26 protein-coding genes are annotated in these 22266 nt (G+C 33.5%); 7 read left to right on the top strand and 19 right to left on the bottom strand.

The window, feature by feature from the left end:
• Positions 1-133 precede the first annotated feature (133 nt).
• Positions 134-1639, bottom strand: coding sequence for a DHA2 family efflux MFS transporter permease subunit (locus ACQKP0_RS13835; protein ID WP_427406440.1), 1506 nt, complete (start codon positions 1637-1639; stop codon positions 134-136).
• Between the two features lie 554 nt (positions 1640-2193).
• Here ACQKP0_RS13835 and ACQKP0_RS13830 point away from each other — a divergent pair.
• Positions 2194-2496, top strand: a complete 303-nt coding sequence (locus tag ACQKP0_RS13830; RefSeq protein WP_427406439.1) for a hypothetical protein — start codon at positions 2194-2196, stop codon at positions 2494-2496.
• A gap of 190 nt (positions 2497-2686) precedes the next feature.
• Here ACQKP0_RS13830 and ACQKP0_RS13825 read toward each other — a convergent pair whose 3' ends face one another.
• From ACQKP0_RS13825 to ACQKP0_RS13815, 3 genes are all read right to left on the bottom strand, one after another.
• A complete protein-coding gene (locus tag ACQKP0_RS13825; RefSeq protein ID WP_427406438.1) occupies positions 2687-3106 on the bottom strand; it encodes an RDD family protein in 420 nt (139 codons plus the stop codon).
• Positions 3107-3181: 75 nt separating this feature from the next.
• Positions 3182-3418 carry a DUF3977 family protein gene (locus ACQKP0_RS13820; protein ID WP_427406437.1) on the bottom strand — a complete coding sequence of 79 codons (237 nt, stop codon included), beginning with the start codon at positions 3416-3418 and terminating at the stop codon, positions 3182-3184.
• Positions 3419-4200: 782 nt separating this feature from the next.
• The gene (locus ACQKP0_RS13815; RefSeq protein ID WP_427406436.1) at positions 4201-4695 is read right to left on the bottom strand and encodes an NUDIX hydrolase; all 495 of its coding nucleotides are present in this window, start codon (positions 4693-4695) and stop codon (positions 4201-4203) included.
• A 375-nt stretch (positions 4696-5070) separates the two neighbouring features.
• Here ACQKP0_RS13815 and ACQKP0_RS13810 point away from each other — a divergent pair, with 375 nt between their 5' ends.
• The gene (locus tag ACQKP0_RS13810; RefSeq protein WP_427406435.1) at positions 5071-5367 is read left to right on the top strand and encodes a hypothetical protein; all 297 of its coding nucleotides are present in this window, start codon (positions 5071-5073) and stop codon (positions 5365-5367) included.
• Here ACQKP0_RS13810 and ACQKP0_RS13805 read toward each other — a convergent pair.
• The 8 genes from ACQKP0_RS13805 to ACQKP0_RS13770 all read right to left on the bottom strand — a co-directional run bounded on the left by ACQKP0_RS13805 (position 5334) and on the right by ACQKP0_RS13770 (position 11291).
• The gene (locus tag ACQKP0_RS13805; RefSeq protein ID WP_427406434.1) at positions 5334-6218 is read right to left on the bottom strand and encodes a R2-like ligand-binding oxidase; all 885 of its coding nucleotides are present in this window, start codon (positions 6216-6218) and stop codon (positions 5334-5336) included. The two genes, ACQKP0_RS13810 and ACQKP0_RS13805, sit on opposite strands and share 34 nt — an antisense overlap.
• An 87-nt stretch (positions 6219-6305) precedes the next feature.
• Positions 6306-6467 carry a hypothetical protein gene (locus ACQKP0_RS13800; protein ID WP_427406433.1) on the bottom strand — a complete coding sequence of 54 codons (162 nt, stop codon included), beginning with the start codon at positions 6465-6467 and terminating at the stop codon, positions 6306-6308.
• A 96-nt stretch (positions 6468-6563) separates the two neighbouring features.
• The gene (locus tag ACQKP0_RS13795; protein WP_427406432.1) at positions 6564-7124 is read right to left on the bottom strand and encodes a hypothetical protein; all 561 of its coding nucleotides are present in this window, start codon (positions 7122-7124) and stop codon (positions 6564-6566) included.
• A 628-nt stretch (positions 7125-7752) separates the two neighbouring features.
• Complete coding sequence (locus ACQKP0_RS13790) at positions 7753-8382, bottom strand: dienelactone hydrolase family protein (RefSeq protein WP_427406431.1); 630 nt, start codon at positions 8380-8382, stop codon at positions 7753-7755.
• Positions 8379-8834 carry a GNAT family N-acetyltransferase gene (locus ACQKP0_RS13785; protein WP_427406430.1) on the bottom strand — a complete coding sequence of 152 codons (456 nt, stop codon included), beginning with the start codon at positions 8832-8834 and terminating at the stop codon, positions 8379-8381. Before ACQKP0_RS13785 ends, ACQKP0_RS13790 begins: the two co-directional genes overlap by 4 nt.
• Positions 8835-8890: 56 nt before the next feature.
• A complete protein-coding gene (locus ACQKP0_RS13780) occupies positions 8891-10105 on the bottom strand; it encodes an MFS transporter (RefSeq protein WP_427406429.1) in 1215 nt (404 codons plus the stop codon).
• A 157-nt stretch (positions 10106-10262) separates the two neighbouring features.
• A complete protein-coding gene (locus ACQKP0_RS13775) occupies positions 10263-10697 on the bottom strand; it encodes a DUF4362 domain-containing protein (RefSeq protein WP_427406428.1) in 435 nt (144 codons plus the stop codon).
• Positions 10698-10838: 141 nt separating this feature from the next.
• Positions 10839-11291 (bottom strand): tetratricopeptide repeat protein, encoded by a 453-nt coding sequence (locus tag ACQKP0_RS13770; RefSeq protein ID WP_427406427.1) that lies wholly within the window; start codon positions 11289-11291, stop codon positions 10839-10841.
• A gap of 298 nt (positions 11292-11589) precedes the next feature.
• Here ACQKP0_RS13770 and ACQKP0_RS13765 point away from each other — a divergent pair, with 298 nt between their 5' ends.
• From ACQKP0_RS13765 to ACQKP0_RS13755, 3 genes are all read left to right on the top strand, one after another.
• The gene (locus ACQKP0_RS13765) at positions 11590-12216 is read left to right on the top strand and encodes a metal-dependent hydrolase (RefSeq protein ID WP_427406426.1); all 627 of its coding nucleotides are present in this window, start codon (positions 11590-11592) and stop codon (positions 12214-12216) included.
• 159 nt (positions 12217-12375) lie between these two features.
• Complete coding sequence (locus ACQKP0_RS13760) at positions 12376-13677, top strand: phytoene desaturase family protein (protein ID WP_427406425.1); 1302 nt, start codon at positions 12376-12378, stop codon at positions 13675-13677.
• A 5-nt stretch (positions 13678-13682) separates the two neighbouring features.
• Complete coding sequence (locus ACQKP0_RS13755) at positions 13683-14552, top strand: RNA polymerase sigma-70 factor (RefSeq protein WP_427406424.1); 870 nt, start codon at positions 13683-13685, stop codon at positions 14550-14552.
• A gap of 148 nt (positions 14553-14700) precedes the next feature.
• Here the strand turns inward: ACQKP0_RS13755 and ACQKP0_RS13750 are convergent, their stop codons facing one another.
• Positions 14701-15585 (bottom strand): AraC family transcriptional regulator, encoded by an 885-nt coding sequence (locus tag ACQKP0_RS13750; protein ID WP_427406423.1) that lies wholly within the window; start codon positions 15583-15585, stop codon positions 14701-14703.
• A 107-nt stretch (positions 15586-15692) separates the two neighbouring features.
• On the opposite strand from ACQKP0_RS13750, the gene ACQKP0_RS13745 reads away from it, so the two are divergent.
• Together ACQKP0_RS13745 and ACQKP0_RS13740 are read left to right on the top strand one after the other, a co-directional pair.
• A complete protein-coding gene (locus tag ACQKP0_RS13745; protein WP_427406422.1) occupies positions 15693-16643 on the top strand; it encodes a DMT family transporter in 951 nt (316 codons plus the stop codon).
• Between the two features lie 381 nt (positions 16644-17024).
• Positions 17025-17516 (top strand): DinB family protein, encoded by a 492-nt coding sequence (locus ACQKP0_RS13740; protein WP_427406421.1) that lies wholly within the window; start codon positions 17025-17027, stop codon positions 17514-17516.
• Positions 17517-17861: 345 nt separating this feature from the next.
• On the opposite strand, the gene ACQKP0_RS13735 is transcribed toward ACQKP0_RS13740, so the two are convergent.
• The 6 genes from ACQKP0_RS13735 to ACQKP0_RS13710 form a co-directional block, all read right to left on the bottom strand.
• Complete coding sequence (locus ACQKP0_RS13735) at positions 17862-18236, bottom strand: hotdog domain-containing protein (protein ID WP_427406420.1); 375 nt, start codon at positions 18234-18236, stop codon at positions 17862-17864.
• A 125-nt stretch (positions 18237-18361) separates the two neighbouring features.
• Positions 18362-18757, bottom strand: a complete 396-nt coding sequence (locus tag ACQKP0_RS13730; RefSeq protein ID WP_427406419.1) for an NUDIX hydrolase — start codon at positions 18755-18757, stop codon at positions 18362-18364.
• 268 nt (positions 18758-19025) lie between these two features.
• Positions 19026-19676, bottom strand: coding sequence for an HAD family hydrolase (locus ACQKP0_RS13725; protein ID WP_427406533.1), 651 nt, complete (start codon positions 19674-19676; stop codon positions 19026-19028).
• Positions 19677-19744: 68 nt separating this feature from the next.
• Positions 19745-20368: a zinc dependent phospholipase C family protein gene (locus tag ACQKP0_RS13720; RefSeq protein WP_427406418.1), complete on the bottom strand. Its 624-nt coding sequence runs from the start codon at positions 20366-20368 to the stop codon at positions 19745-19747.
• Positions 20369-20568: 200 nt separating this feature from the next.
• The gene (locus tag ACQKP0_RS13715) at positions 20569-21402 is read right to left on the bottom strand and encodes an MBL fold metallo-hydrolase (RefSeq protein ID WP_427406417.1); all 834 of its coding nucleotides are present in this window, start codon (positions 21400-21402) and stop codon (positions 20569-20571) included.
• Between the two features lie 114 nt (positions 21403-21516).
• Entirely contained in the window at positions 21517-22233 is a 717-nt protein-coding gene (locus ACQKP0_RS13710) for a nucleotidyltransferase domain-containing protein (RefSeq protein WP_427406416.1), read from the bottom strand.
• Between the last annotated feature and the right edge of the window lie 33 nt (positions 22234-22266).

Below are 22266 nucleotides of genomic sequence, written 5' to 3'. Positions count from 1 at the left end.
GGCTATTTCTCAACGACAGCTATAATCTTACGCAATAAATAAATTAACATTGATTTTTAGAAACATTAAGAAGAAAGCCTAGCAAATAATTACTTCATATTTATATTTTACATTGTATACTTCCAGTGTACAATTAGGAGACCTTTTTTTCTACAATAGAGGTTTCTTTATTTGGCAAATATATTAATGTTAGTACAAATCCCATTACTGCAAAACCACTACAAAGCAATAGCATTATATCCATTCCATGAACGAAGGAGCTACGCACAGAATCGAGCAGGTTTACGGAATGAAGTTTATTAGCTATAGCTACCCCTGCAGATGCACTTTGTTTCACTATAACTGTAACTTCAGCTGGCAAATGAGTAACGTTAATGTGGCCACGGTAACTTGAATTAAGTACCGTACCTAGAAGTGCAACTCCAATTGCGCCTCCAACTTGGCGTAATGCCATGATTAGTGCAGATCCAACTCCACTTCTTTCAACCGAAAGTTCTCCTATCGCTAAATCCATCAGCATTGGCAATGCAAGGCCTAATCCGAAACCAAAGATTGTCATCCAGAACGCAACAAAACTATAATGACTCGTAATCTCAGTTGTTGCACCCATTGCTAAACCTATTGCTATAAGAACAAACCCAGTTGCAACAATATTTTTCACATTTATTCGAGCAGCGAATTTATCCGCCGCTTTAGCACCTACAATTAGTCCAGCAATCATTGGTAGTAAACGGACTCCCGTACCAAATGAATCTGCTCCAGCAACTACTTGAAAGTACTGCGGCATTCCAAACAGTAATCCAAATATGGCAAAAGAAACGAGTGTTGCTAATAATGACCCCCAAGTAAAGCTTGGCGCCCGAAAAAGTGATAAATCGATAAGTGGATTTTTTGATTTTTGTTGCCATAGGATAAATCCAATCAATACCACAATTCCTCCGATTAATGTTGTTAGGACCTCAATGTTATCCCACCCCTTTTCTCCAGCTTTAGTAATTCCGTATGTGAATACTACAAGACCAATACTGGATGTGACTACTCCAAAAAGATCAAGTTTTTGTTTTATGGCGCTTTTTGACTCTGGCATCAACAAGGTTACGGCAATTAAAGCGACAACTACAAATGGAATATTAAGCAAAAAGACTGAGCCCCAATGATAATTCTTCAGCAGCCAACCACCTACAATCGGACCAAGAGGAATTCCAAGCATATTCGCAGTTGCCCAAATCATCATCGCTTTCGTTCGTTCATTTTCTGAGAAGAGAACTGGGAGAACTGAGATTGACAATGGAATTAGAAAAGCTGCGCCAAGTCCAAGAAGAGCTCTCATTCCGATTAGCATTTCTGGAGATTTTGAAAATGCACAACCAATTGATGCAGCTCCAAATAAAATCAATGCCATTAATAACCATTTTTTTCGACCAAAACGATCACCAAGCATACCTGCTGGTAATAAAATAGCAGCTAATACTAAAGAATATGCATTTACAAACCACTGAAGCTCACTCATGGAAGCATGTAACTCCGTTGCTAATGTTGGCAATGCAACATTTAATACTGTCATGTCAAGACCAACTGCAATTAAACCAAAAGATAATGCACCAAGAACCCACCATCTGCGTGTTTTCATATTTTTCATAAAAATAACCACCCTCCGCTTTAAAATGATACTAACATTAATTTGAATGTCGTTTTATAATGATAGTTTATTTAAAATGAAAGTAACTGTCAATATTTTTTGATAAAAAAATACTGTCTTAAACACGATAATGTACTATCGAATTTAAGACAGTCCTTCCTCATTAAACAATATAACTGGAGAAATTGCTTAACCTGTTAAATCAAGAATAACAATAATATTCGATACTTGCTTATAGGTTAAAGATTCTTATTTTAATTTATTACAAAAATTCCCTATCCTTCACTTCTTTTAACTTATTCCTGTAACAAAACACACTTCAAATGCGTCTAAATAATAGGCTGTTTTCGAATAGATTTTCAGGGCTAGAATAATTTTGTTACGTGCTCTTTTTCCCTATATAATAAGTCTTAAATTCTAATAGGAAGATAAATTAGGACCGTATAAATCCTAGTAGATATTTACTTCGTAAAATCTCTGATATTTACTTGATGTTATAAACAACAAAGTTTACGAAAAGAGCCAAATCATAAAATTAGAAAGGTCGAAGATATATGAAATTTTTATGCTCATTATTTATTTTGTGTCTGCTTTTAGTTGGATGTGGTCATTCAAATTATGTAGAAAAAGGAAAAATTGATCTTGATGGGAAAATCGTTCAAATCGATGTTGAGTCCAATCGAATTTTATTAGAGGATGCAGCAAGTTTTAAAACATGGGTTCGTTTACCAGAGCATATCGACATAACCAAATACACCATTGGTGAAGAAGTCGTCGTTTGGACTAGTTCCATAAAGGAATCAAATCCTGCTGATGCGACCGCTTTGAATATTGAACGAAAAATACCGAAACAATAATCTTTTAAACTATTAATATATTGGCTTATTTCCTTGGAGAAAAATCCTATCACCACGATGAAAGATTAAAATATCTTTATTCTTAAATGCTGGAATTGGTATCGTAGAAAAAATCGTAGTATCCAATTCCTCTAAAGCATTTGATGATAAAAAAAGCCAACAGAGTATGTTGACATACAAACAATATTAACTATATAGAATCTTCATATGCAACATAAGTTCCAGCAATAAAATCATGAATCGCCCTTTTATCTTCACGAAAGATAACCATAAAAATGCTGACGATTGTGGCAACCCCAAATGTAACATAGGACAAAAGAATTTTTCCAACTATTTCTCTTAAAAACATATGATACAAATCTACTTGACTTTCATCAATTTGTTTAATTCTAATATTACAAATGCGTTTGCCAATAATAAATCCTTTCCACAAAACTGGTACTATAGTTAAATAGATAGCATAAATAATATTCCATAGAAAACTGTTTGTCCATTCGAAAGAAAACTTTCCCGTCAAGAAATAAAGAAATATAGCTATTGGAACAATAAAAATAATCGAATCCAAAAAATCTGCTGCAAATCTTCTGCCAAACCCCACCGCTTGTCCCAAAAAAACCCCTCCCCCTTACTCCTACTATCTTTTTAATTATTCTGTAATTTACAGAGAAAACCCTACTTATGACATCTAGTAACTGACGATCCCAAAAATAAACTTAAATTCTTTTCGCTGTTTTCTTACTCTTTTAAATCCATCTCTATAACATAAAATATAAACATTCTTTCCTATCCACACTCTTAAATAGATAGAATGAAATTTAATCGGTCCAACGATTCCTTTTTCTTCATATTCCGTGCCATCTTCCAATTCTGTTTCTGTTCGAACTATCCAAGTATTCCCTATTCCAAATTCAATAAACTTCAATCCTGTACCTCCACTGTTTTAAGTTTATGAAAAAATGATTCTAATAACTATATAATTTAATAAGCCAACAATTTATATATGATTTACTCTTATTAATTCTATTTTTTCTATCCACCGTTTAAAAAAAAGACTGTTAATATCGACATAATGAATGAAAAAGCCAATGTCATTATCCAATCCTTTTTTTTCGTTAGTTTAAAAAGAATGTTAAAAAAACTGCTCAGGAATAAAAAGAGTAGAAATACAAACCCAATTTCAATTAGTTCAATCAATTTTTCCACCTACTTTATTGTCAGCACTTTCCATATATATTACCATAATAATTGTATTTTTCCGAAAGTAATCAAAATTACTGCACTTTTTTTGATCGAAACTTTAGTGAAGCGATCAAATAAACAAAAAACTAATCCTCACCTTTGAACGTTCTTTCATAAAGGCTCTTTTCGTATAAATTGTTGTTTTTAGACTATAAACTTAGTCCGTTGATTTCCGCTCCAGACACTTGCTTTCCGCGGGGAGGGATGGGAGCCTCCTCGGCGTTACCGCCTGTAGGGTCTCCCACTTCCCTCTTTTTCCGCAGGATTCAAGTGCCCTCCGCTACAATCAACTCAGATTATTAATAAATTATTACTAAAAAAGCATCAAACTTTACGAAAACAGCCTTCATAAAAAAATCCTTATATTTTCTTAATGATTTACATACATATAATTTCACTTAAAAATATAATTAGAAATTTTCACAATTAATGACAGCAAGATATCCGAAGATGATAATCCTATTTTTAGACAGAAGTTAATGTTAATGCATCCTCTAATATTAATTTTGATAGTTCATGATCATTAATGACAAATGGAATTTCGGTTGGTTCAACCCAAATTCGAGTGATCGATTCATGTTCGCGGAGAAAAGGTAAGCATTCGATAACATCCATTCTATAAAACACTTGATAACCAATTAATGGATATTTTCCTTTTGGATCAAATAATGGATTAAACTCATGACTGACTTCAATTGCACCTATGTATTGAATAGCTCCTTTTACATACCCCTCTTCATAAGCTTCTCGATGTAAAGCTTCCTCAATTTTCTCCCCTAACTCAATGTGTCCACCTGGATAATTAAATCCTCTATTTTTAATATGAGCTAATAGAACCTTCCCTTCATTAAAGCATATAGCATGAACACTTGTTACTTTTGTAGATTCAAGTATTTTCATACGCGGAAGCCAAGTAAGCTTCACATTATTTCCACTCCAATCAACAAAGATCGACTTCATCATTTAACCTCCATTAAAATAGATTCTTATGGGCGCCCATGTAACTAAATCAGGTTCCTCATGAGGGTGCGTAATCTTGCCTAAGAGAAAATCGATAGCCCCTCCTCCACGCAATTATAATTGAAAATGATTTGATGAACAATTTTCATTTATATCACGTGAATCTTTGACATAATGCTTGAGTAAAAAATACCCCGAATCCCATAGTTTTAGATAAATAATACAAATCCATTTTGAAAAAAGATTGATCAAAATGGATTCGTCTCTGGCGGATATAGGTACTTATTTATAAAAAGGGTGACTATTTTTGGTATCCTTTTTCCCCGTTAATTAAAGAGGGTCAATCCTTTTCTTTGGAACTAAGCCCCTTACATCTTGCTATCAGTTCAGAAGTTTCAACATACCAGTACCGACATGACGAAGCATCTCTATATCATTGGGTTCTGCTCCAATGGCTACGACTTCATTTGGACTAATTCGAATGCGTTAAGTAAGCGTTTTATTTTAGAACATAAAGAAATATTAGGTGCAACCATTTCAAAACCCTCATTCCAATTGATGACTTCTGCTCCCTTTTTAAACAAAGCGGATACTTCAGGACTTGGTGCACCTGTTCGAACAAAATATTTAACATCCATTTATAGATTTGAGTTTTCTCCGGCAGATTTATAAATTTCTTCGATCGTCTTTCCCTTCGCCCGTGCCAGAACCTCAATTCTTGCTTTAAGTTGTCTTTCCGAGTATTTATTAATTTCAGAACTGTATTCGCTTGTTTTTTCCCCATCCACAATAACACCCTCTGCATTTAAGGAAACAGCAAGAGGCGCCAATTCCTCGAGCTTTTTAATCACCCTATCAAAAAGATGAGGATGCTCACAAATTAACCGCTGAAGTAGAAATGTACCATATGCAATATGCCTTGATTCATCTCTCTTTAAGTGATCAACCCCCTCTAGAAGTCCTGGCATTTTACCGATCTTTTGTAGTCCATCGTAAAATGATTTATACCCAGTTTCCGCCAATACTCCTTCTGCAAACATATTGTACACTGTAGCTGCGTCAGCTATTACTTCTGGAGTCTGTTCGTACCATAGGCGTTCCATTGTTTCAGGTAGAATTTCATAAAATAACTTACGATACGATTCAGAATGCAAGTGTGAAAGATCTTCGTTTACACCAATAGCATTTAACACTAGACGAAAGAATTCAGTATGTTTAGCTTCATCGGATAAAAATGTAGTGAGAAACATCTCTTCTTCCAACCTACCCTCTATAGCAATCACCCTCAGCAGAGGGAGTAAGTCATAGGTTACAGCCTCTTCCCCTCCCTGAAATTGCGCGAGAAGTTTCAGAATCCAGTCTTTTTGTTTAACAGAAAGTGTTTTCCAGTCTTTTTGATCTTGTGAAAAATCGATATTCTGAGGATTCCAAACTCCAAATTTTTTTGCCTTTTGATACAAGCGGTATGGGTATGAATCTTCCATTAAACCTTCTGAACTCGTGGTTAAGAGTTTCTTTCTCAAGAATATCCCTCCTTAGTGTTTTATTTTTTGTCTATCTTTGCTGTTTACAGTTTCTCGGATTTCTTATAACCTTTAGCACTAATTGTGCTACTTTCTCTGTACTTTTTTTGTTACATGGTCAGCTATACGTTTGAAGATTCTTATTTTATTTCTTAACTTCTTGAATTTTTTATTTAATTCTTTTTTCATCTTAGAACCTTTTATCTTTAAAGTCTCGGAATGTTCAACTGCTGCCTTCATGTTACTCATATACACTATCCTTTCTAGTATTTTTCATTTTCATGGTTAAATCTTGTGGGCTCCAATTTATGCATAAACAATTTCTACAAACAAAATTCCTTGACGCTATTCACTATGGATATAATCATTAGAATCCACAGTCTTTCCGTATAAGGTTTTTATAAAAAGACCATAATCAATAACAACCATTTCGTTATCGTGTGTCAAAGCTATATTTGCGAGCTTTAAATCGACTGGAACAATCCCATGCAATAAAAACTTTATTATCAGGTCACTTAACTTCTGGAGGTTTACCAAATTCATAGATGCCTTGTGATCCATCTTCTTCATGACAATCCAACCTTGTCCTTTTTCCATCACCGGACAGAGGTATTGCTGGATATCTGGATGGGAGAAGTGATAAAGTCTAAATTCTTGAGCATTACTTATCAAACCTATTTCGGAGAGTGCAATTTTTAAGACATATCCGTTACCAAGATCATAAACCATTCGGTTCAAACCATTTCCAATATTCTTATGTGGAATCTCAAGTGTGCGTTGAGCTATTTTCCTTTTGACTATTGGAATAAGGAGGGGATATTTTTTCATTTCGGATGTCCATTCCTCAATAGATCTAATCTCTTCACTCGATAAAAAAGAGCTTTCTTTTTCATATTTAATTGGCATATTTTCCATCATCCCTTCTTAATAAATTGTTTTTTATAAGACTATGGACTGCTGAAAACAGCCATTTTTTGAATCAGATTTTGACATTAGATATCAATTTCCTAATAGGAGCTTCTGCTATCTGCTGATCATTTTATGATCGAAATCCGGTACACATCCTGGAAAGGCACCAAACGAATCATTATTACTTCAACATAGCTCTAAATCTTTTAAAAAAACCAGTATATCTTTCTCGAATTTCTTGCATGTCCCAAAATCACCTCCCTTAGGTTGCGAAAATTTTTCAAATATCTAAATCAGTCAAAAGTGTCTGTGCTCCTCAATTTTTTTACTATTATTTTATGACACATAAGTAGAATGGTTTGTACTATAGCTGAAAGTTAAAAAAAATTAATAGAATGTGCCAATATACGTGAATGGATATAGCAATGCCTGTATGATGATTAGACTTAAACTATTAATATCTAGTTCAAATTTAAGATTTGAAGCTGTATTAAAAAAAAGCTGAATTTTCCTTAAGTCAAATAAGGAAAATTCAGCTTTTGTGTTCATGGAATACTTTTTTCATCAACAAAATTCTATATTATTTCACTCAGACATTCGAACTAGCAACCATCCTCTAGGTCAATCAATTCCATTGCTCTTTACATTTAAGATTATCCATTATATTCATATTAATAAAACCTATGATTTCTTCTATTGCTTTTTTGGCAGATTCTTTTTGATAATTCGAAGAATATGGGTCACCGAATCCGTGCTTTCCCTTCAATTTATGGATGTCGATTAACTTTTCGCTTAACTTTGAAATAAGATCATCCACAGAAAAAGTTGGTTCTTCCTCTGGGAAAAATAGCAGTACCGGACATTGTGGAGTTATATCAGTATATTCTCGTATACGTGAACCATAATATCCAACGATTCCATTCACACTAGAAATTTCACTACATAACCACGCAACCGTTGCACCGACACTAAATCCGATGATGATTATTTTTTCATATTTATTTTGAATACTTGAAAGGGTATGCCTGATATTATTTAAAGCTTTGTTAAAACCGATGTTCTCCATAAAATGACTATAAGCAGCTTTTTCCTCAGAATAAGCGAAAGCTGCCTCTCTCTCAATCATATTAGGACAGAATACATCAAATCCTTGTTTTCCTAATATTTCACAAAAATTAAGCATATGTTGATTAAGACCATAAATTTCATGGACAACAAGTATAGCAATATCTGAATGATTGTTTTTGACTATCATGATTTCTCCTCTAATAGCTTTTTTTCGAGAATAATTTTCGGTTCCCCGTGGTCATTTGTATAAGTACCAATAACATCAAATCCATGTTTAATATTCAAAATAAGCATATTTCGCCACTGATTCTTTGTTTTCGTTTGTACCTTCTTATAGTTATGGTCCACTAAATATTGATGCTGGTTTTCCATTAGTTTTGAAGCAATCCCGAGATTTCGATACTTTTCATCAACCCCTCCAAGCCAACTATAAAACTTCTCATCATCCAGCATATATCCTATTTTGTATCCAACCACTTTTTCAGCAGCTAATGCTAGATGAATAAGCAAGTCAGGCTTGCTTTCCATTTGCCTGACCAGCTGATTTGATTCCCCAAAAATGGATGTGTGTAATTGTAAAATATCATTTACTATCTTTGTATTGGGCATGTATTTAAAATACATGAAATCAATTTCCATGGAATCATCCTTCCTCTCCATAAATAATTCTTTAATATGATAAAGACCCCTGAAAATTATGATTCAACAGCAAAGGAGGATAGCGGTTTCTTTAACTTCTTTTGCACAAATGACATGACACTGTTTATAAACAATATACATGCACAAAACAACAGTGCCCAGACAGAATTCATCCGCTCTGATACGATACCAGCATAACTATTAGCTAAGATTACAACGGTACTTGAAAGCAAGATCCCTCCACTACTTACACGTGCTAAAAACTGATCTGGTGTCAACGTTTGTCTTGCCGCCCCATTTATCACAAATGCCATCGAAAGTGCACCATCAAATACAAACATACCGAGAAAGATTACCCACATATTTGTAGAATGCGCGACAATAAATATCCCACATCCTGAAGCTAACATAATTGATCCATATAGTTTATTCCACTGGATATCTTTTAAATGATGCATTAGAAATATACCAATCAAATTCCCCCAACCAGCACCAGAAAGTAAGAATCCTATTTGAGTTGGAGACAGTTGTAAATCCTGCTTTGCTAAGACAATTACTAACAAACTAACAGCTTGAGTCGTAAAATTAAGTACTATATGATTAAAGGTAATAAATCTTTGTATTTTGGTTGAAAATAGATACTTTACACCACTTAATCCTTGCTTAAATAATGACTTTTTATTTATTTTCCTCTTACTTGGTTCTCTTTCAATGAATGTTAATACTGAAATGCTGATAAAGGATATTAGAAAAGAAGCGGCATCTATACTAAGAGTAGCTGCCGCTCCAATATAAGACAAAACTACTCCAGCAAGCAATGGACCAAGTAATGTACTAATAGCATCAGCTGCTTCCATATAATTATGCGCTTCTACTAGACTAGTTCTCCCTGCAATCCCAGGCAAAATCGTATTCATTGAAATTCTAAATAACAAACCAGCAATTCCGGATACAAATAATATTGAAGAGATAACAAAAAGATTGAAATGACCAAGAAAAATCATCATAACTAGTAATGACATCATAATCATACGTGCTAATTCTGAAACCATCGCGATCTTTTTTTTCGAATGATTTTCTACCCAAACACCTGCAGGAAGAGAAAAAAGCAATGGAGCCATTTGCATGCTTATAGCAACAATTGAAGCTTTTATAGGTGAATTCGTCACTTGAAGTACGATCCAAGGAATGACAAGCTCACTAAACCTACTGCCAAAAATCGAAACCAATTGACCTAACCATAAAATTGAAAAATTTCTTTCTTTTAACATACTACACCCCAAGTATAAAAATTTTCTTATGAAGTTTTGGGTTTTTGTCTATAATTTTTACATTGGATCGTTTCCTTTCTTTTGAAAATATGGTTAGGTTTTGTCTGAATTTCTTTTTTTCTATTTACTTATACTACTAAACCGGACAGATGTTACATCACTTTTTCCGCTCCATACGAAAAAGGAAGTGACTGATATCAGAATTTTTTGAGCAGCCATTTATGACATAGTCTATTTCACCTGGTACGTTTTCTTCTTCTACTATTTTTGAACATACATCGGTTTCTACTCCCTTATCATTACCTCCAAAGGCATCATTGGAGTTGTCATACTTATATTGAATGGACTTTCCGTCAAATTCTAAATCCTTATATATGGGGTCCCCTTCATCTGTATAGCCAGTGACTCGAATAGTATCTTTTTTGTTTTTCGATATATTAGATAAAAATTGCTCAAACCTATCAAAATTATAAACTTTGTTTTGATAAACGATATCGCCTCTTTTTATTGCTTCTTCCAACCCATACCCGCTTGAACAACCACTCATACTGAAAACGATAATAAAAAGAAGTATTATATAAAATTTCCTCATTTCCCTCATCCCGCTTCTAAATATATATATATTTTCTTGCAAACTTTAAAAATAATCTATTTCCGACAAAATAAATTCCTACTAATAAAGTTATGGTGAAAAATAACCAACAAATGTTTGTTGACTTTTATTGGTTTGTAATTATTTATTTTTTTCTGCCATACTTAGCCAGTAATTGGCTTTCTTCAAATCTTCGTTTACCCCTAGACCACGTTCATATTTTTTCCCAACATTAAACATGCCGCTTGAGTCCCCATTTTCAGCAGCTTTTAAATTCCATTCAAAAGATTTTTTATCATCTTTATTTACTCCAATACCCTCTCCATACATATAACCAAGATTCACCATAGCTGTTGTATTACCATTTTCAGCACTTTTAATATTCCACTTTAAGCTTTCTTTAAGATCTACATTTACTTTGACTCCTTGTTGATAATACGCTGCTAAAATTGCTTGTGCTTCAGAATCATTCTGTTGAGCTAATTTTTTTATTTCATTAATTTCTAGTTTACTATAATCTTTTTCCAGTAAAGTTAATAAGTATGCTCCTAGCGAAAGTAATACAATAAAATAGATTAAATATCGTTTTTTCATCTCTTTATCTCCTCTTTTAATAATCGTTATTCCTTTATTATATATCACTAAATTTATACAATATATAATAAATTTTACAATTGCAACAAAAGTTCTATTCTTGTTAATTCAATTACAATTTATAAAAAATATTTGCTTCTTTAACAGATTTTTACGAGATTCGTTAGATCTGCTGATGACATGGTATTTATGTAAATTCTCTTTTTCCATCTAAACAGAACGAATGTTTTGTTATAAAATAAGTAAAGCGTGGTTTTATGAATAAATACCGCAAAATTTGTATTAAGGTGGAAAAGAAATGAACGGTACAGCACATTTAACAATTGGAGCAGGAACCGGATTTATCGTTGCTAACACTATCCAAACCTCTCCTTCTACTACACTCCTACTAGTTGGACTAGGAGCCGTTTCAGGATTATTTCCTGATCTCGACGTCGACGGAAAGCTGCGAAATAAAATCACCTTATCACACAAGGTCATCCAAACTGTTGCCCAGTTGATTGGGGTACTCATGATTTTTTACAGTTTATATCAGGGCAAGGCTGAAGAGAAGTGGCTTGGTTTTGGAATTGGTTTAGGGATGATAACCTTATCATCTTTAATCAAGCAAAGGCATATGTTAACAATTACAGGAATCGGAGTACTTGCTGTAGGAATTTCCTTGCAAGAATTATGGTTAATTCTACTCGGGATATATATATTAATTGCCTCTTTCACTCCGCACCGCAGCTATACCCATTCAATATTGGGCGTTATTTTCTTTGGGTTTATCGCTAATAAATTTGAAATATCTATAGGAATAAATGGTGTTTTCTACACATGCTTATCTGGATATATTAGTCATTTGATCGCAGATATGAAACTATTACCTTTTAATAAACGTGGAGTTAAACTGTTTTTACCTGTTTCATCGATGGAAATATAAAAAATAGGCAAGTACTTTATCTTAATGATTTTATTTCATTTAAGGGTATTTTGGTAATACATCCCCTGAAACCTTCTTCAATTTTTTTTAATATTTTTTGTCACAAAACCCCCTCCATATTCGTTTTGATTACAGAACGAAATATAGGAGGGATTTTTTATGAATAAATATGATGTTGTGATAATCGGTGGAGGTCTTTCTGGATTAACAGCTGCAAATTTTTTAGCCAGTGAAGGAAAAAAGGTTGTAGTTTTGGAAAAATCAAACCGCCTTGGCGGAAGAGCGATGACGAACAATAAAAATGGGGTCCTTATGAATTTGGGAGCACATGCTTTATATTTGGAAGGAGAAGCATCAAAGATTTTAACCGAACTTGGAATCACTCTTCCAGGAGGAAATGCTTCAGAATCCATTAATATTCAAGGAATATGGAAAAATAAAGTCTATACAATACCGACGAGTTTTTCCTCTATTTTGTCATCCTCACTTTTAACCTGGAAAGCCAAGGTAGTGTTTTCCAAATTAATGGTGAAACTTATGAAGATGAATATTGATCCTATACCAAAAATAAGCTTAAGTGACTGGGGAGAAGCGGAAATTCATGACCCTATGGTAAGACATATATTTTATGCACTGTGTAGATTGGCTACCTATAACTGTGCTCAAACGTTACAACTTGCAAAGCCGGTTTTAAAACAGGTAAAAAGGGCATTGAATGGTGGTGTTTTATATGTAGATGGAGGCTGGGAAACCATTATTCAAAAGCTAAAGAAGGAGGCAATAGACGCTGGAGCGGATATCATCTGTGGTAGAAACTTGATAGAAATAGAGCATCATGATCAATCTATTAGCATCCTATGCTCAAATGGGGAATTATTAACCTCCGCTGATTGTATAATAGCTACTCCTCCGAAAGAAGCTATGAAAATGATAAAGGGTTCTGAAAACACATCGCTCTATCAATGGAACGAACAATCCATTCCTGTTACTGCAAGCTGCTTGGATTTAGCTGTAAAAAAATTGCCTAATCCTGCAAATCAATTTGTCATAGGTCTAGATCAATCTTTGTTTTTCACAAATCAATCAAGAGCGTCAAAACTATGTGAAGATGGCACATTAGTTGTAAGTCTTACAAAATATCATTACCCTATTAACCATACCATTAATCCACAAATAGAAAAGGATCAATTAGAGACTGCTATGGATTTGCTTCATCCTGAATGGAGAACAGAAGTGACCGTACAACAATTTTTACCAAAAATAACAGTCTCACATGATTTTCCACATATAAAACGAAGAGAAAATCCAGGGCCCTCCATTCCTGAAATGAAAGGATTATATATTGCAGGAGATTGGGTCAGCCATGGAGAAGTATTAGCTGATGCTGCACTTGCTAGCGGGAAACGTGCTGCTCTACAAATTTTAAAAAAGAACGAACTGATCTTAGTGAAAGAAGGTTAACTGTTTTGGATACTGAGCAGCTATATGAAACTTACAAACCTTTGTTGTTTTCAGTTGCTTACCGAATGACAGGAAGTGTCATGGATTCAGAAGATATTGTGCAAGAGGCATTCCTTACATTTAGTCGATTAGATAACGAAAAAGTGATTGAAAATGAAAAAGCATATCTTTGCAAAATTGTGATGAACAGCTCATTAGACAAATTACGTTCTGCAGCTAGTAAGCGTGAAGTTTATACTGGAGAATGGTTACCCGAACCAATTGTCAATGAAGCAAATGACCCTTCCAATACTTATTTGATCAAGGAATCCATTTCGACTGCCTATCTCCTTCTATTGCAACAGCTATCAGAAGTTGAGCGTGCTGTCTTTATTTTACGAGAAGTATTTCAATACAATTATGAAGAAATTGCAATGATTGTTGAGAAATCCTCCACCAACTGTAGGCAGATCTACCATCGATCTAAAAAAAGCATGACCAATCGTCCAAAAGCTTCAGCCCTTGATTTCCATTCAATGAAGAGCAGTGTAGAACAATTTTGCTTTGCACTTCAAAAAGGAAACATCGATAAAATGCTGGAATTGTTACGAACAGATGCTGTATATATTGCTGATGGCGGCGGTAAAGTAACAGCAGCCATTAAACCGATTTACTCGGCTACTCGTATCGTATTTTTGTTCACTAGTATTCTTAAAAAGCTTCCGGAAAACAATAAAATAGAATTCAAAGTTGTTAACGGCAGTCCAGGTGTTGTCGTACTGATAGACGGCATCGTTGCTTATGTTCTTTCATTTGAATTCGAGGCAGACCAAATTTCTCGAATATATATGGTTGCTAATCCAGATAAACTTTCACATTTACTAATCAAAGGATAGAAAAAACGAGGACAGTCGGAATCGTTTGTAAATAAAAATAAAAAAGTTATTCTGGCTGAAGTTGTTACCCTATTTTTATTAAGGATATCAGGAAGTCCATTAGTTTCATTCTTGATATCCTTAGTTAACTTAACCCCGTTCATGTCAGTCATTCCATTTTCATCTTTTTATATGCTAACGGTGTCATGTTCATTGACTTTCGAAATTTATCAATGAAATAGCTTGTACTATTAAATCCTACTTGATAGGCAACCTCTGTTACATTGGAGTCTGCTTGTTGCAATAGGACTAAGCTTTTTTGAATTCGATATTCGGTCACGTAATTTAGTGGTGATTTCTTTAAAAATCGTTTAAAATATCGACAACATTCGGAACGGCTTAATTGACCAGCACTTGCAATTTCCTCTAACATGATTTTCTCACTAAAATGTTGATGGATCCAATTTAGCATTTCCTTCATTCGATAACTCTTTAACATTTCGGTCTGTTCGTATTCTAATTGAAAGCCACTAATAATTAAATTTTGCCATATTAACGTAAGCTGTAAAGTGATGTCGATTTCATAAAACGGCAATTTTTGTTCAATCAATCGATGAATTGTTTTTATAGAATCTAAAATCTTTTCCCCCCACTTCTTGTTTGCATTTAAATACAAATAAGGTAGATTTGTAGCTTGAATATAGGGATATACATAGGTTGTATAGAGTTCTTGTGATAAAACGAAATGAGGAGAAACATTTAAACAAAGATAGACACAGCCCGAATGATTGTCATCCTTCGCCATATGAAGGCATCCACTATTAATAAATACTCCATCCCCTTCTCGAATGACTACTTTTTCTTCATTTATTTGAAAGGTTGCTTTCCCTTTTACAATTACAACAAATTGAAATTCATCATGCCAATGAAGTGGGATATACCCATGTATATTTTCGTTAATCATTGTTTCATAACAAGCAATCGGCAACACGACTGTACGATGTTTTGTTAACTCTTTTAAGTTATGATCAACCGCGAAATTTTTTGTTTGCATAGGATCACCTCAATATATTTATATTTTTTAATTAAATTTATGTATAATTAATGCTATTTCCCGCTTATTATAACACTATTATTATATTTAAAGGTGGAGAATCAATCATGAATAAGCATACTAGGAGAACTGGATTATTTCTCGTTATATTTGGAGCAATATTTTGGGGTATTGGCGGAACTGTTTCACAAAAGCTTTTTCAACAAAATTCTATCGATGTAAATTGGCTGGTAACGACAAGACTACTCATCGCAGGTTTTTTACTCTTAACCGTTCAATTTTTTATAAAAGACCGTTCTCAAATATTTGGTGTCTGGAAAAATGGAAAATCAGCTATTAAACTAATTATCTTTGGTCTACTTGGAATGCTTGCGGTTCAATACACATATATGGCATCCATAAATCATGGGAATGCGGCTGTTGCTACTCTTTTACAATATTTATCACCTGCAATGATTATCATTTACTTAGTTTTACGAAAGCAAACAGTCTTAACAGGAAGAGATGTGTTAACTGTTTCGCTTGCATTAATTGGCTGCTTTTTCCTATTAACAAACGGCTCTATCTCTCAATTATCAGTGCCGACCCTTGCCATCGTTTGGGGTGTTTTATCAGGACTAGCTGCATCATTTTATACTTTATACGCTGTAAATTTACTGAAGCAATACGATTCACTTGTCATTGTTGGCTGGGCTATGATAATCGGTGGGGTAAGTTTAAGTTTTATCCATCCCCCATGGAAAATAGATTTCGAAAGCATGACAACTACGACTTTTTTATACCTACTATTTGTTATTATATTCGGTACAATGCTCGCTTTTTGGTTTTATATCGAAAGTTTACAAAGTCTTTCTGCGAAAGAAACAAGTCTCCTAGGTAGTTTAGAGCCTCTAGCAGCTGTTTTAACAACTGTCTTTTGGTTAAATGAATCTTTTGGATTTTATCAATGGGTTGGTACCGCTTGCATCTTAGGTATGATTTTATTGTTGGCTTTAAATAAAAATGCTGCCTCAAATACTAAACAACCCCACAAAAATCAAAAGCCCCTTAAAGTTTAGCTAGTTTAACTACGAGGGGCTTCACTGGGGCATGCTAACGACTATCGTTTTCATAAATTAAAAAAATGATGATTCCTGCAACGATAATTCAAATTTGTTTTACATGCCGATAAACATGTTTCTGCTGAAAGGTCCCCAGTTTGCATCATCAAAACCTGTCCTTCCTTCTAAATTAACAAAACATGGGAGAACAATATGCATAAGACCTGATATACATTAACCTTGAATGTCATAACAAATCTCATTTTCGTAATATCGATAGGTTTAATCATTCCTGCATCAGGACGTTGAATTTTTTAACTCTACCATTTTTATATTTTGCAGGTAAATAAATGGAGTTTATCGAATATTATTACTATTAATACAAAAGGGGGAATGTGAATGAAAAAACGTCATGAAGTATTATTTAATCAATTGGAAAGTTATAGAAATTACATCCTAAGTGTACTTAAATCTATAACAGATGAGGAAGCAGAGATTATCCCAAGGGGATTTAATAATAATATTCGTTGGAACCTTGGGCATATTTATCTCGACCAAATTCTATGGATTCAAGCATTAACTAAAGAAAAAAATGATGTTTCTGAACAAATGAATACTTGGTTTGGATTTGGAACGTCCCCAACTGATTTTAACTCTGAAACACCTTCATTCAAAGAGTTAAAGACACTATTAAAAAAACAGCCTGCTCAAATAAAAGAAACATTTGGTGATAGACTAGAGGATGAATATCCTCCTACAGAAATGGGGATGCATACCATTGAGCAAGTATTAATTAGAACTATTTTTCATGAAGGCATGCATTTACAAGCAATTCTAGATATAAAAAAATGTATAAATAGTTCTAAAGAATCTGCTAATATTACTGTTTAAATAATGAAAGGCTCTTTTCTAAAACTTTGTTGCTTTTTTAAAAGAAAATCTTAATAAAAACTACAATATCATGTTAGATAATAAATTATATTTTAGAAAAGATGCCCCGAAACCGAGCTATATTTGAAGGCTATCTTTTTACGATGAATCAACAATCTTTACGAAAACAGCTTTATCAAAAGACAAGGACTGGTTATGTCTTTGTCTTTTTTACATTTCATCCCTGCTATAGATATTTCAGCACAAATATTCCAGTCCTATATTGGACAAAACTATTTCTCTCAACAAAAAAGCGCTCTTCTCCTTTATGAACAACACCCTTTTGCCGAAGAAAAAATTTTGGATTTATCGTATAACTCCTGAAAAATTCCCTTTTAATACTACTTTCTCATTCTGATTTCTACATAAAAAAGATGCGGCAATAGAAGTTCTATTATCTTGCTTTTCGAGTTTCTCAATTGTTACTTCACAAATTATTCTATCCCCTGTAAATACTGGTCTTAAAAACTCAAAATTCATAGTACGTGCAAGTACGTTGTTATCTCCACCTATTTTTGTCGGTAATGTAGCAGTTAGTAACCCCTGAATTATAAGTCTTCCATGTTCGTCAGGGTTAATATGATGTGATCCCTCATCACCTGAAATCTTAGTAAACAATTCAACATCTTCTATTGTGAAAGCCCGTTCAAACTTAATTATGTCTCCTACTTTTAACGCCAAAGTAATCTCCCCTTATTTTAAATGCTATTATAAATATATTAGAATATTAAAACAATTTTTAGTGTTCTTCAACTATTCTGCAATTGATATTTGAATAAGAAAAAGAAACTCAACCTTTACTCTTTTTAATTAAATATGGATTGTATTTTTTCAGCAACTTCTTTTGGTCTTACATCAATTAAAGATAACTTGTCTATATCTACCCACATAGGTTCATAAGTACCACGATTCCTATTTGCGTCAGTAAATTCTTCACCCGTACCAATTCCAATTTCACCTTCAACAATATCAGCTAAAAAGAAAAATTGTGTTCCCTTATATTCAACTTTTCCAAATATTTCTTTAACAATAATTTTTACACCTAACTCTTCATATGCTTCTCTTTTGGCAGCAAGTTCAGGAGTTTCACCTTTATCAATTCCTCCACCTGGAATTACATAATATACTTGACCATCCCTGGATCTTTTTATCAAACAAACTCTACTATTTTCGATTAGAATAGATGACCCTCTATTTCTCAATATGATATCATCTCATTTCTTAATTAAATTCTCCTTCATTTTTAACAAAACTTATCTTTTAGTTCTTTATAATAGGCTGCTTTGATAAACTTATAGTAGATTTTATAAGTTTTCAATCAGAAACAAAGAAATACGTTACCTAAGTTTTTTATCAAACAGTTTACCAAGTTTTTACTACATTGATTATTCGAAATTGTACGATATAAACAATTATAGAACGACCACCGTGAAGGCAAGTGGTCGTCCTAAGAGTAGTCCCATGCACTTATTATTCCTCAATAAGTTTTATTACATCATTCAAACTTTTCTCTGCCATTGATTTTAGTCTCAAGGCATGATTTTCAAATGCTAAAGACTCTGTCACAGAATTTGGTACAATCACACACTTAAGTCCAGCCGATATAGCCGACATGGATCCATTTAAGGAATCTTCAAATGCTACCGCTTCATCTGCTCTGATATTTAAAGCATTAATGGCTTTTAAGTACAGGTCAGGTGCTGGCTTTACCTTATTGACGTCATCACTTGTGATGATGACATCAAAATAGTTTAATAACTTTAGTTCATCTAAATATTGAGTTACCCACTCCTTCGTTGAACTTGAAGCAAGACCAATTTTATATCCTAAGCTTTTAGCTTCATCTAAATAGTCTTTCACACCTTCACGTGCATTTAGCTCTTTCATCTTTTGATTATAAAAACCTTTTGCCATGGTTTCAATTTCTTCAATATTACACTTTTCCCCTAGCTGCTCTTTGAAAAATTCATAAAGTACATTATTATCTGTTCCAATGCATTTCGCAAAATGTTCAAGAGGCAGATCAGAATTATAATAACCCATTGTTTCTTTATAAGCTTCATACCAGGCCGTCTCTGTATCGATAATTAAGCCATCAAAATCAAAAATAATAGCTTTAATCAAAATTTTTTCCCCTTTCATTTATCAGATTATCAATATGGAAGTTTACTAAGTCTCAGAAATAAACCTTAACATACATCGCTTTGACGCATTAATGAATGGATATGCTTTATTCCCTTATCAATAGATGTTTCAATATAACCAACTATCTGGTCAAAGGTAAAAACAGTTAGTGGTTCATCCAAATACTTTGGATCGAAATTCATATCTTCTAATACAAATGGAATAAATTGATACAAATTTCCGATCGTCACTTCATCTAGATCCAGAGCACTACCTTCGTGTTGCAAAGTTTTCATTAAGTAAGATGTTAATCCATAATGGTTGAGTAATTTTCCGTTTAACAATCGAAAATCCTGATGATATTGTTCTAAAATCGACTGATTATTATCCATTCGGTTTTTCAACCAAGCCAAATAAAACCCTTTTAACCAAAGATCATCGGCAACAAGATGGGTATAGTAACCTAGTATATAATTAGAATATTTATACGAATCATACTTATGTAGGAATTCTACAAAATCGATACTCCGAGAATAATCATTTATATCCCCGGTATAGAAATGTGACTGCTCTTTAGATGAAGCGGCATCTGGAGCAATACCTCCGAGTAAAAATGATGTACGATCCTGTATAGAAAATTGTTCAGCAATTTGATTCGCAATTATTAAATGCATTATTCTTGAACCCAACTGTCTTCACCCCTCTCTTGATTTCACCATATTACCATTATTCGTATTCTGATATTTTTACAAAATCCTAGTTTTGTTGTATTTAATGAATATTTTAATGTTGTTCAAGCATATACCTGAACTTTCACATATTTTAAACATAACAATTGTTGAACCAAACTAAATCATTTTATTTTGATAAATTAAAAACTTCCAAGAGATTATTTTTCGATTTGATTATTTTCGTGTGCAACAATCGTTTTTTCATTTATATAGTTGATTACTTTTTGGAGATCTATTTTTGTTCCAATTGGACCATGTCCGGGAATTGCTACCTCGATGGCCATATTTTCAATCATCTGTAATATATGTATCCATTTTTCTAGATCTGTTTCATCAAAAAAGGAGGGATGACAATCAACAAATAATAAATCTCCCATAAATATGACTTTATCTTCTGGAATATAGAGGAAGGAGTCGCAGAATGAATGTCCTCCACCTAAAGTGCAAAGTTTCGCGCTCCGTTTTGATCCATAAAAGTTTATTTCATTTTTAAAAGCTAATTGTGGTAAAGTCAATTCCAATGTTGGCAAAGATGCTTCTATTTCTCTTAAAAAATTGATTTGGTTCTCTAAGCTTATATCATTGGTTTGATTAAATTTCTTATTTAATGATTCAATATACTCCTTCAGACCTAGAATATCATTTTTTTGATGATTGATTCTTGATGGATGATTTTCCTTCATTTTCTCATATGTAATTTGACTTGAAATGATGCAACTATCCTTAAATACTTGATTGCCACGAATATGATCACCATGCCAATGACTATTTATTACCCAACTAACCGGGCAGTTCGTTATGCTTTCTGCGATCGATTTTAAATCTTCTGCTGCTTGTTGCGTATTAAAAGTATCAAACACAATGGTTTGATCACCTAAATCTACAATACCTGCATTCGCAACGGCACCACCACCCTCTTTTGCGATTGCAACATATAACCCCTCATTAACTTTTTCAATTCTAAAATGTTTACTAAAAAATTTCTCGCTCACTCAAAATCCCCCTCAGAATATATTTCAAAGTGATAATATCGTTCATGATTAAATGCATAATAAGATAATATTTTCCAACCAATTTTGTCACTTTAACGTCTATTCCATCATCTCTCACAGCCTAGTTTTACCCAATGAAAAACCATCAAATAACTCACCACCATAAGGCTGGAGGACTTGTTCAACTATTTGAATAATCCTTTGTTTCTCTCCAGTTTTATAAAAAAGATCAAATGCTTCAACAAATTGATTGGCAAATGTTTCGTCAAAATTCTTTAATGTACGGACTAACCATTTCGAAGTTCCAATCCATTTGCCATTGGTTCTCAACACGAATTCGCTTATCAAATCTGCAAGGGAATTTGCAATAAACAGTTCTTCGGACCTGTCTGAGCAACCTTTAAAATCATCCAACGCATCAGTAAGAAAGTAACGCTTGATTCTTATTGTTTCTGCTGACCATTCTACTGGTCCCTTTTCTAAAAGCTCATTCGCTTCTCTTTTTATCGAATCAATGAAGCCCTCATCTCTTAGAATGATTCCCTCAGAAACCATTTGGGGCATAGAAGGTTTCGCTCTTTCACAATCACTTTTAAAAAAATGTTTATATGATGTTAAATTATGAACAAAAGCCTCTATTGCCCAGCCAAAATCAATGAAAGATTCTCTATAGGACGAATTCAGGTTTTTATCAAAAATAACAATATCTAGGTCAGATGTTTCAGTTGCTTCGCCACGTACAACACTTCCAGCTAGAAGTGCTCCATGACAATTTGGAAAATGTTTATTGATAAATTGTTTTGCTGCTTCAATTGGCATTAATTTATTCATATTTCCATACACCCTCTTTTAATTATGGCAGCT

Source organism: Heyndrickxia sp. NPDC080065 (assembly GCF_050281185.1).
In the GTDB taxonomy this organism is placed as follows: domain Bacteria; phylum Bacillota; class Bacilli; order Bacillales; family Bacillaceae_C; genus Heyndrickxia.
The sequence above is the reverse complement of the archived record's forward strand: the minus strand, read 5'-3'. Positions and strand labels throughout refer to the sequence as shown.

Coding starts and splice junctions, on each gene's coding strand:
- ACQKP0_RS13750 (WP_427406423.1), bottom strand. CDS start 15,585: ATGCAAACAAAAAATTTCGCGGTTGATCATAACTTAAAAGAGTTAACA.
- ACQKP0_RS13785 (WP_427406430.1), bottom strand. CDS start 8,834: ATGGAAATTGATTTCATGTATTTTAAATACATGCCCAATACAAAGATA.
- ACQKP0_RS13780 (WP_427406429.1), bottom strand. CDS start 10,105: ATGTTAAAAGAAAGAAATTTTTCAATTTTATGGTTAGGTCAATTGGTT.
- ACQKP0_RS13830 (WP_427406439.1), top strand. CDS start 2,194: ATGAAATTTTTATGCTCATTATTTATTTTGTGTCTGCTTTTAGTTGGA.
- ACQKP0_RS13745 (WP_427406422.1), top strand. CDS start 15,693: ATGAATAAGCATACTAGGAGAACTGGATTATTTCTCGTTATATTTGGA.
- ACQKP0_RS13710 (WP_427406416.1), bottom strand. CDS start 22,233: ATGAATAAATTAATGCCAATTGAAGCAGCAAAACAATTTATCAATAAA.
- ACQKP0_RS13760 (WP_427406425.1), top strand. CDS start 12,376: ATGAATAAATATGATGTTGTGATAATCGGTGGAGGTCTTTCTGGATTA.
- ACQKP0_RS13790 (WP_427406431.1), bottom strand. CDS start 8,382: ATGATAGTCAAAAACAATCATTCAGATATTGCTATACTTGTTGTCCAT.
- ACQKP0_RS13835 (WP_427406440.1), bottom strand. CDS start 1,639: ATGAAAAATATGAAAACACGCAGATGGTGGGTTCTTGGTGCATTATCT.
- ACQKP0_RS13765 (WP_427406426.1), top strand. CDS start 11,590: ATGAACGGTACAGCACATTTAACAATTGGAGCAGGAACCGGATTTATC.
- ACQKP0_RS13775 (WP_427406428.1), bottom strand. CDS start 10,697: ATGAGGAAATTTTATATAATACTTCTTTTTATTATCGTTTTCAGTATG.
- ACQKP0_RS13770 (WP_427406427.1), bottom strand. CDS start 11,291: ATGAAAAAACGATATTTAATCTATTTTATTGTATTACTTTCGCTAGGA.
- ACQKP0_RS13815 (WP_427406436.1), bottom strand. CDS start 4,695: ATGAAGTCGATCTTTGTTGATTGGAGTGGAAATAATGTGAAGCTTACT.
- ACQKP0_RS13740 (WP_427406421.1), top strand. CDS start 17,025: ATGAAAAAACGTCATGAAGTATTATTTAATCAATTGGAAAGTTATAGA.
- ACQKP0_RS13795 (WP_427406432.1), bottom strand. CDS start 7,124: ATGCCAATTAAATATGAAAAAGAAAGCTCTTTTTTATCGAGTGAAGAG.
- ACQKP0_RS13800 (WP_427406433.1), bottom strand. CDS start 6,467: ATGAGTAACATGAAGGCAGCAGTTGAACATTCCGAGACTTTAAAGATA.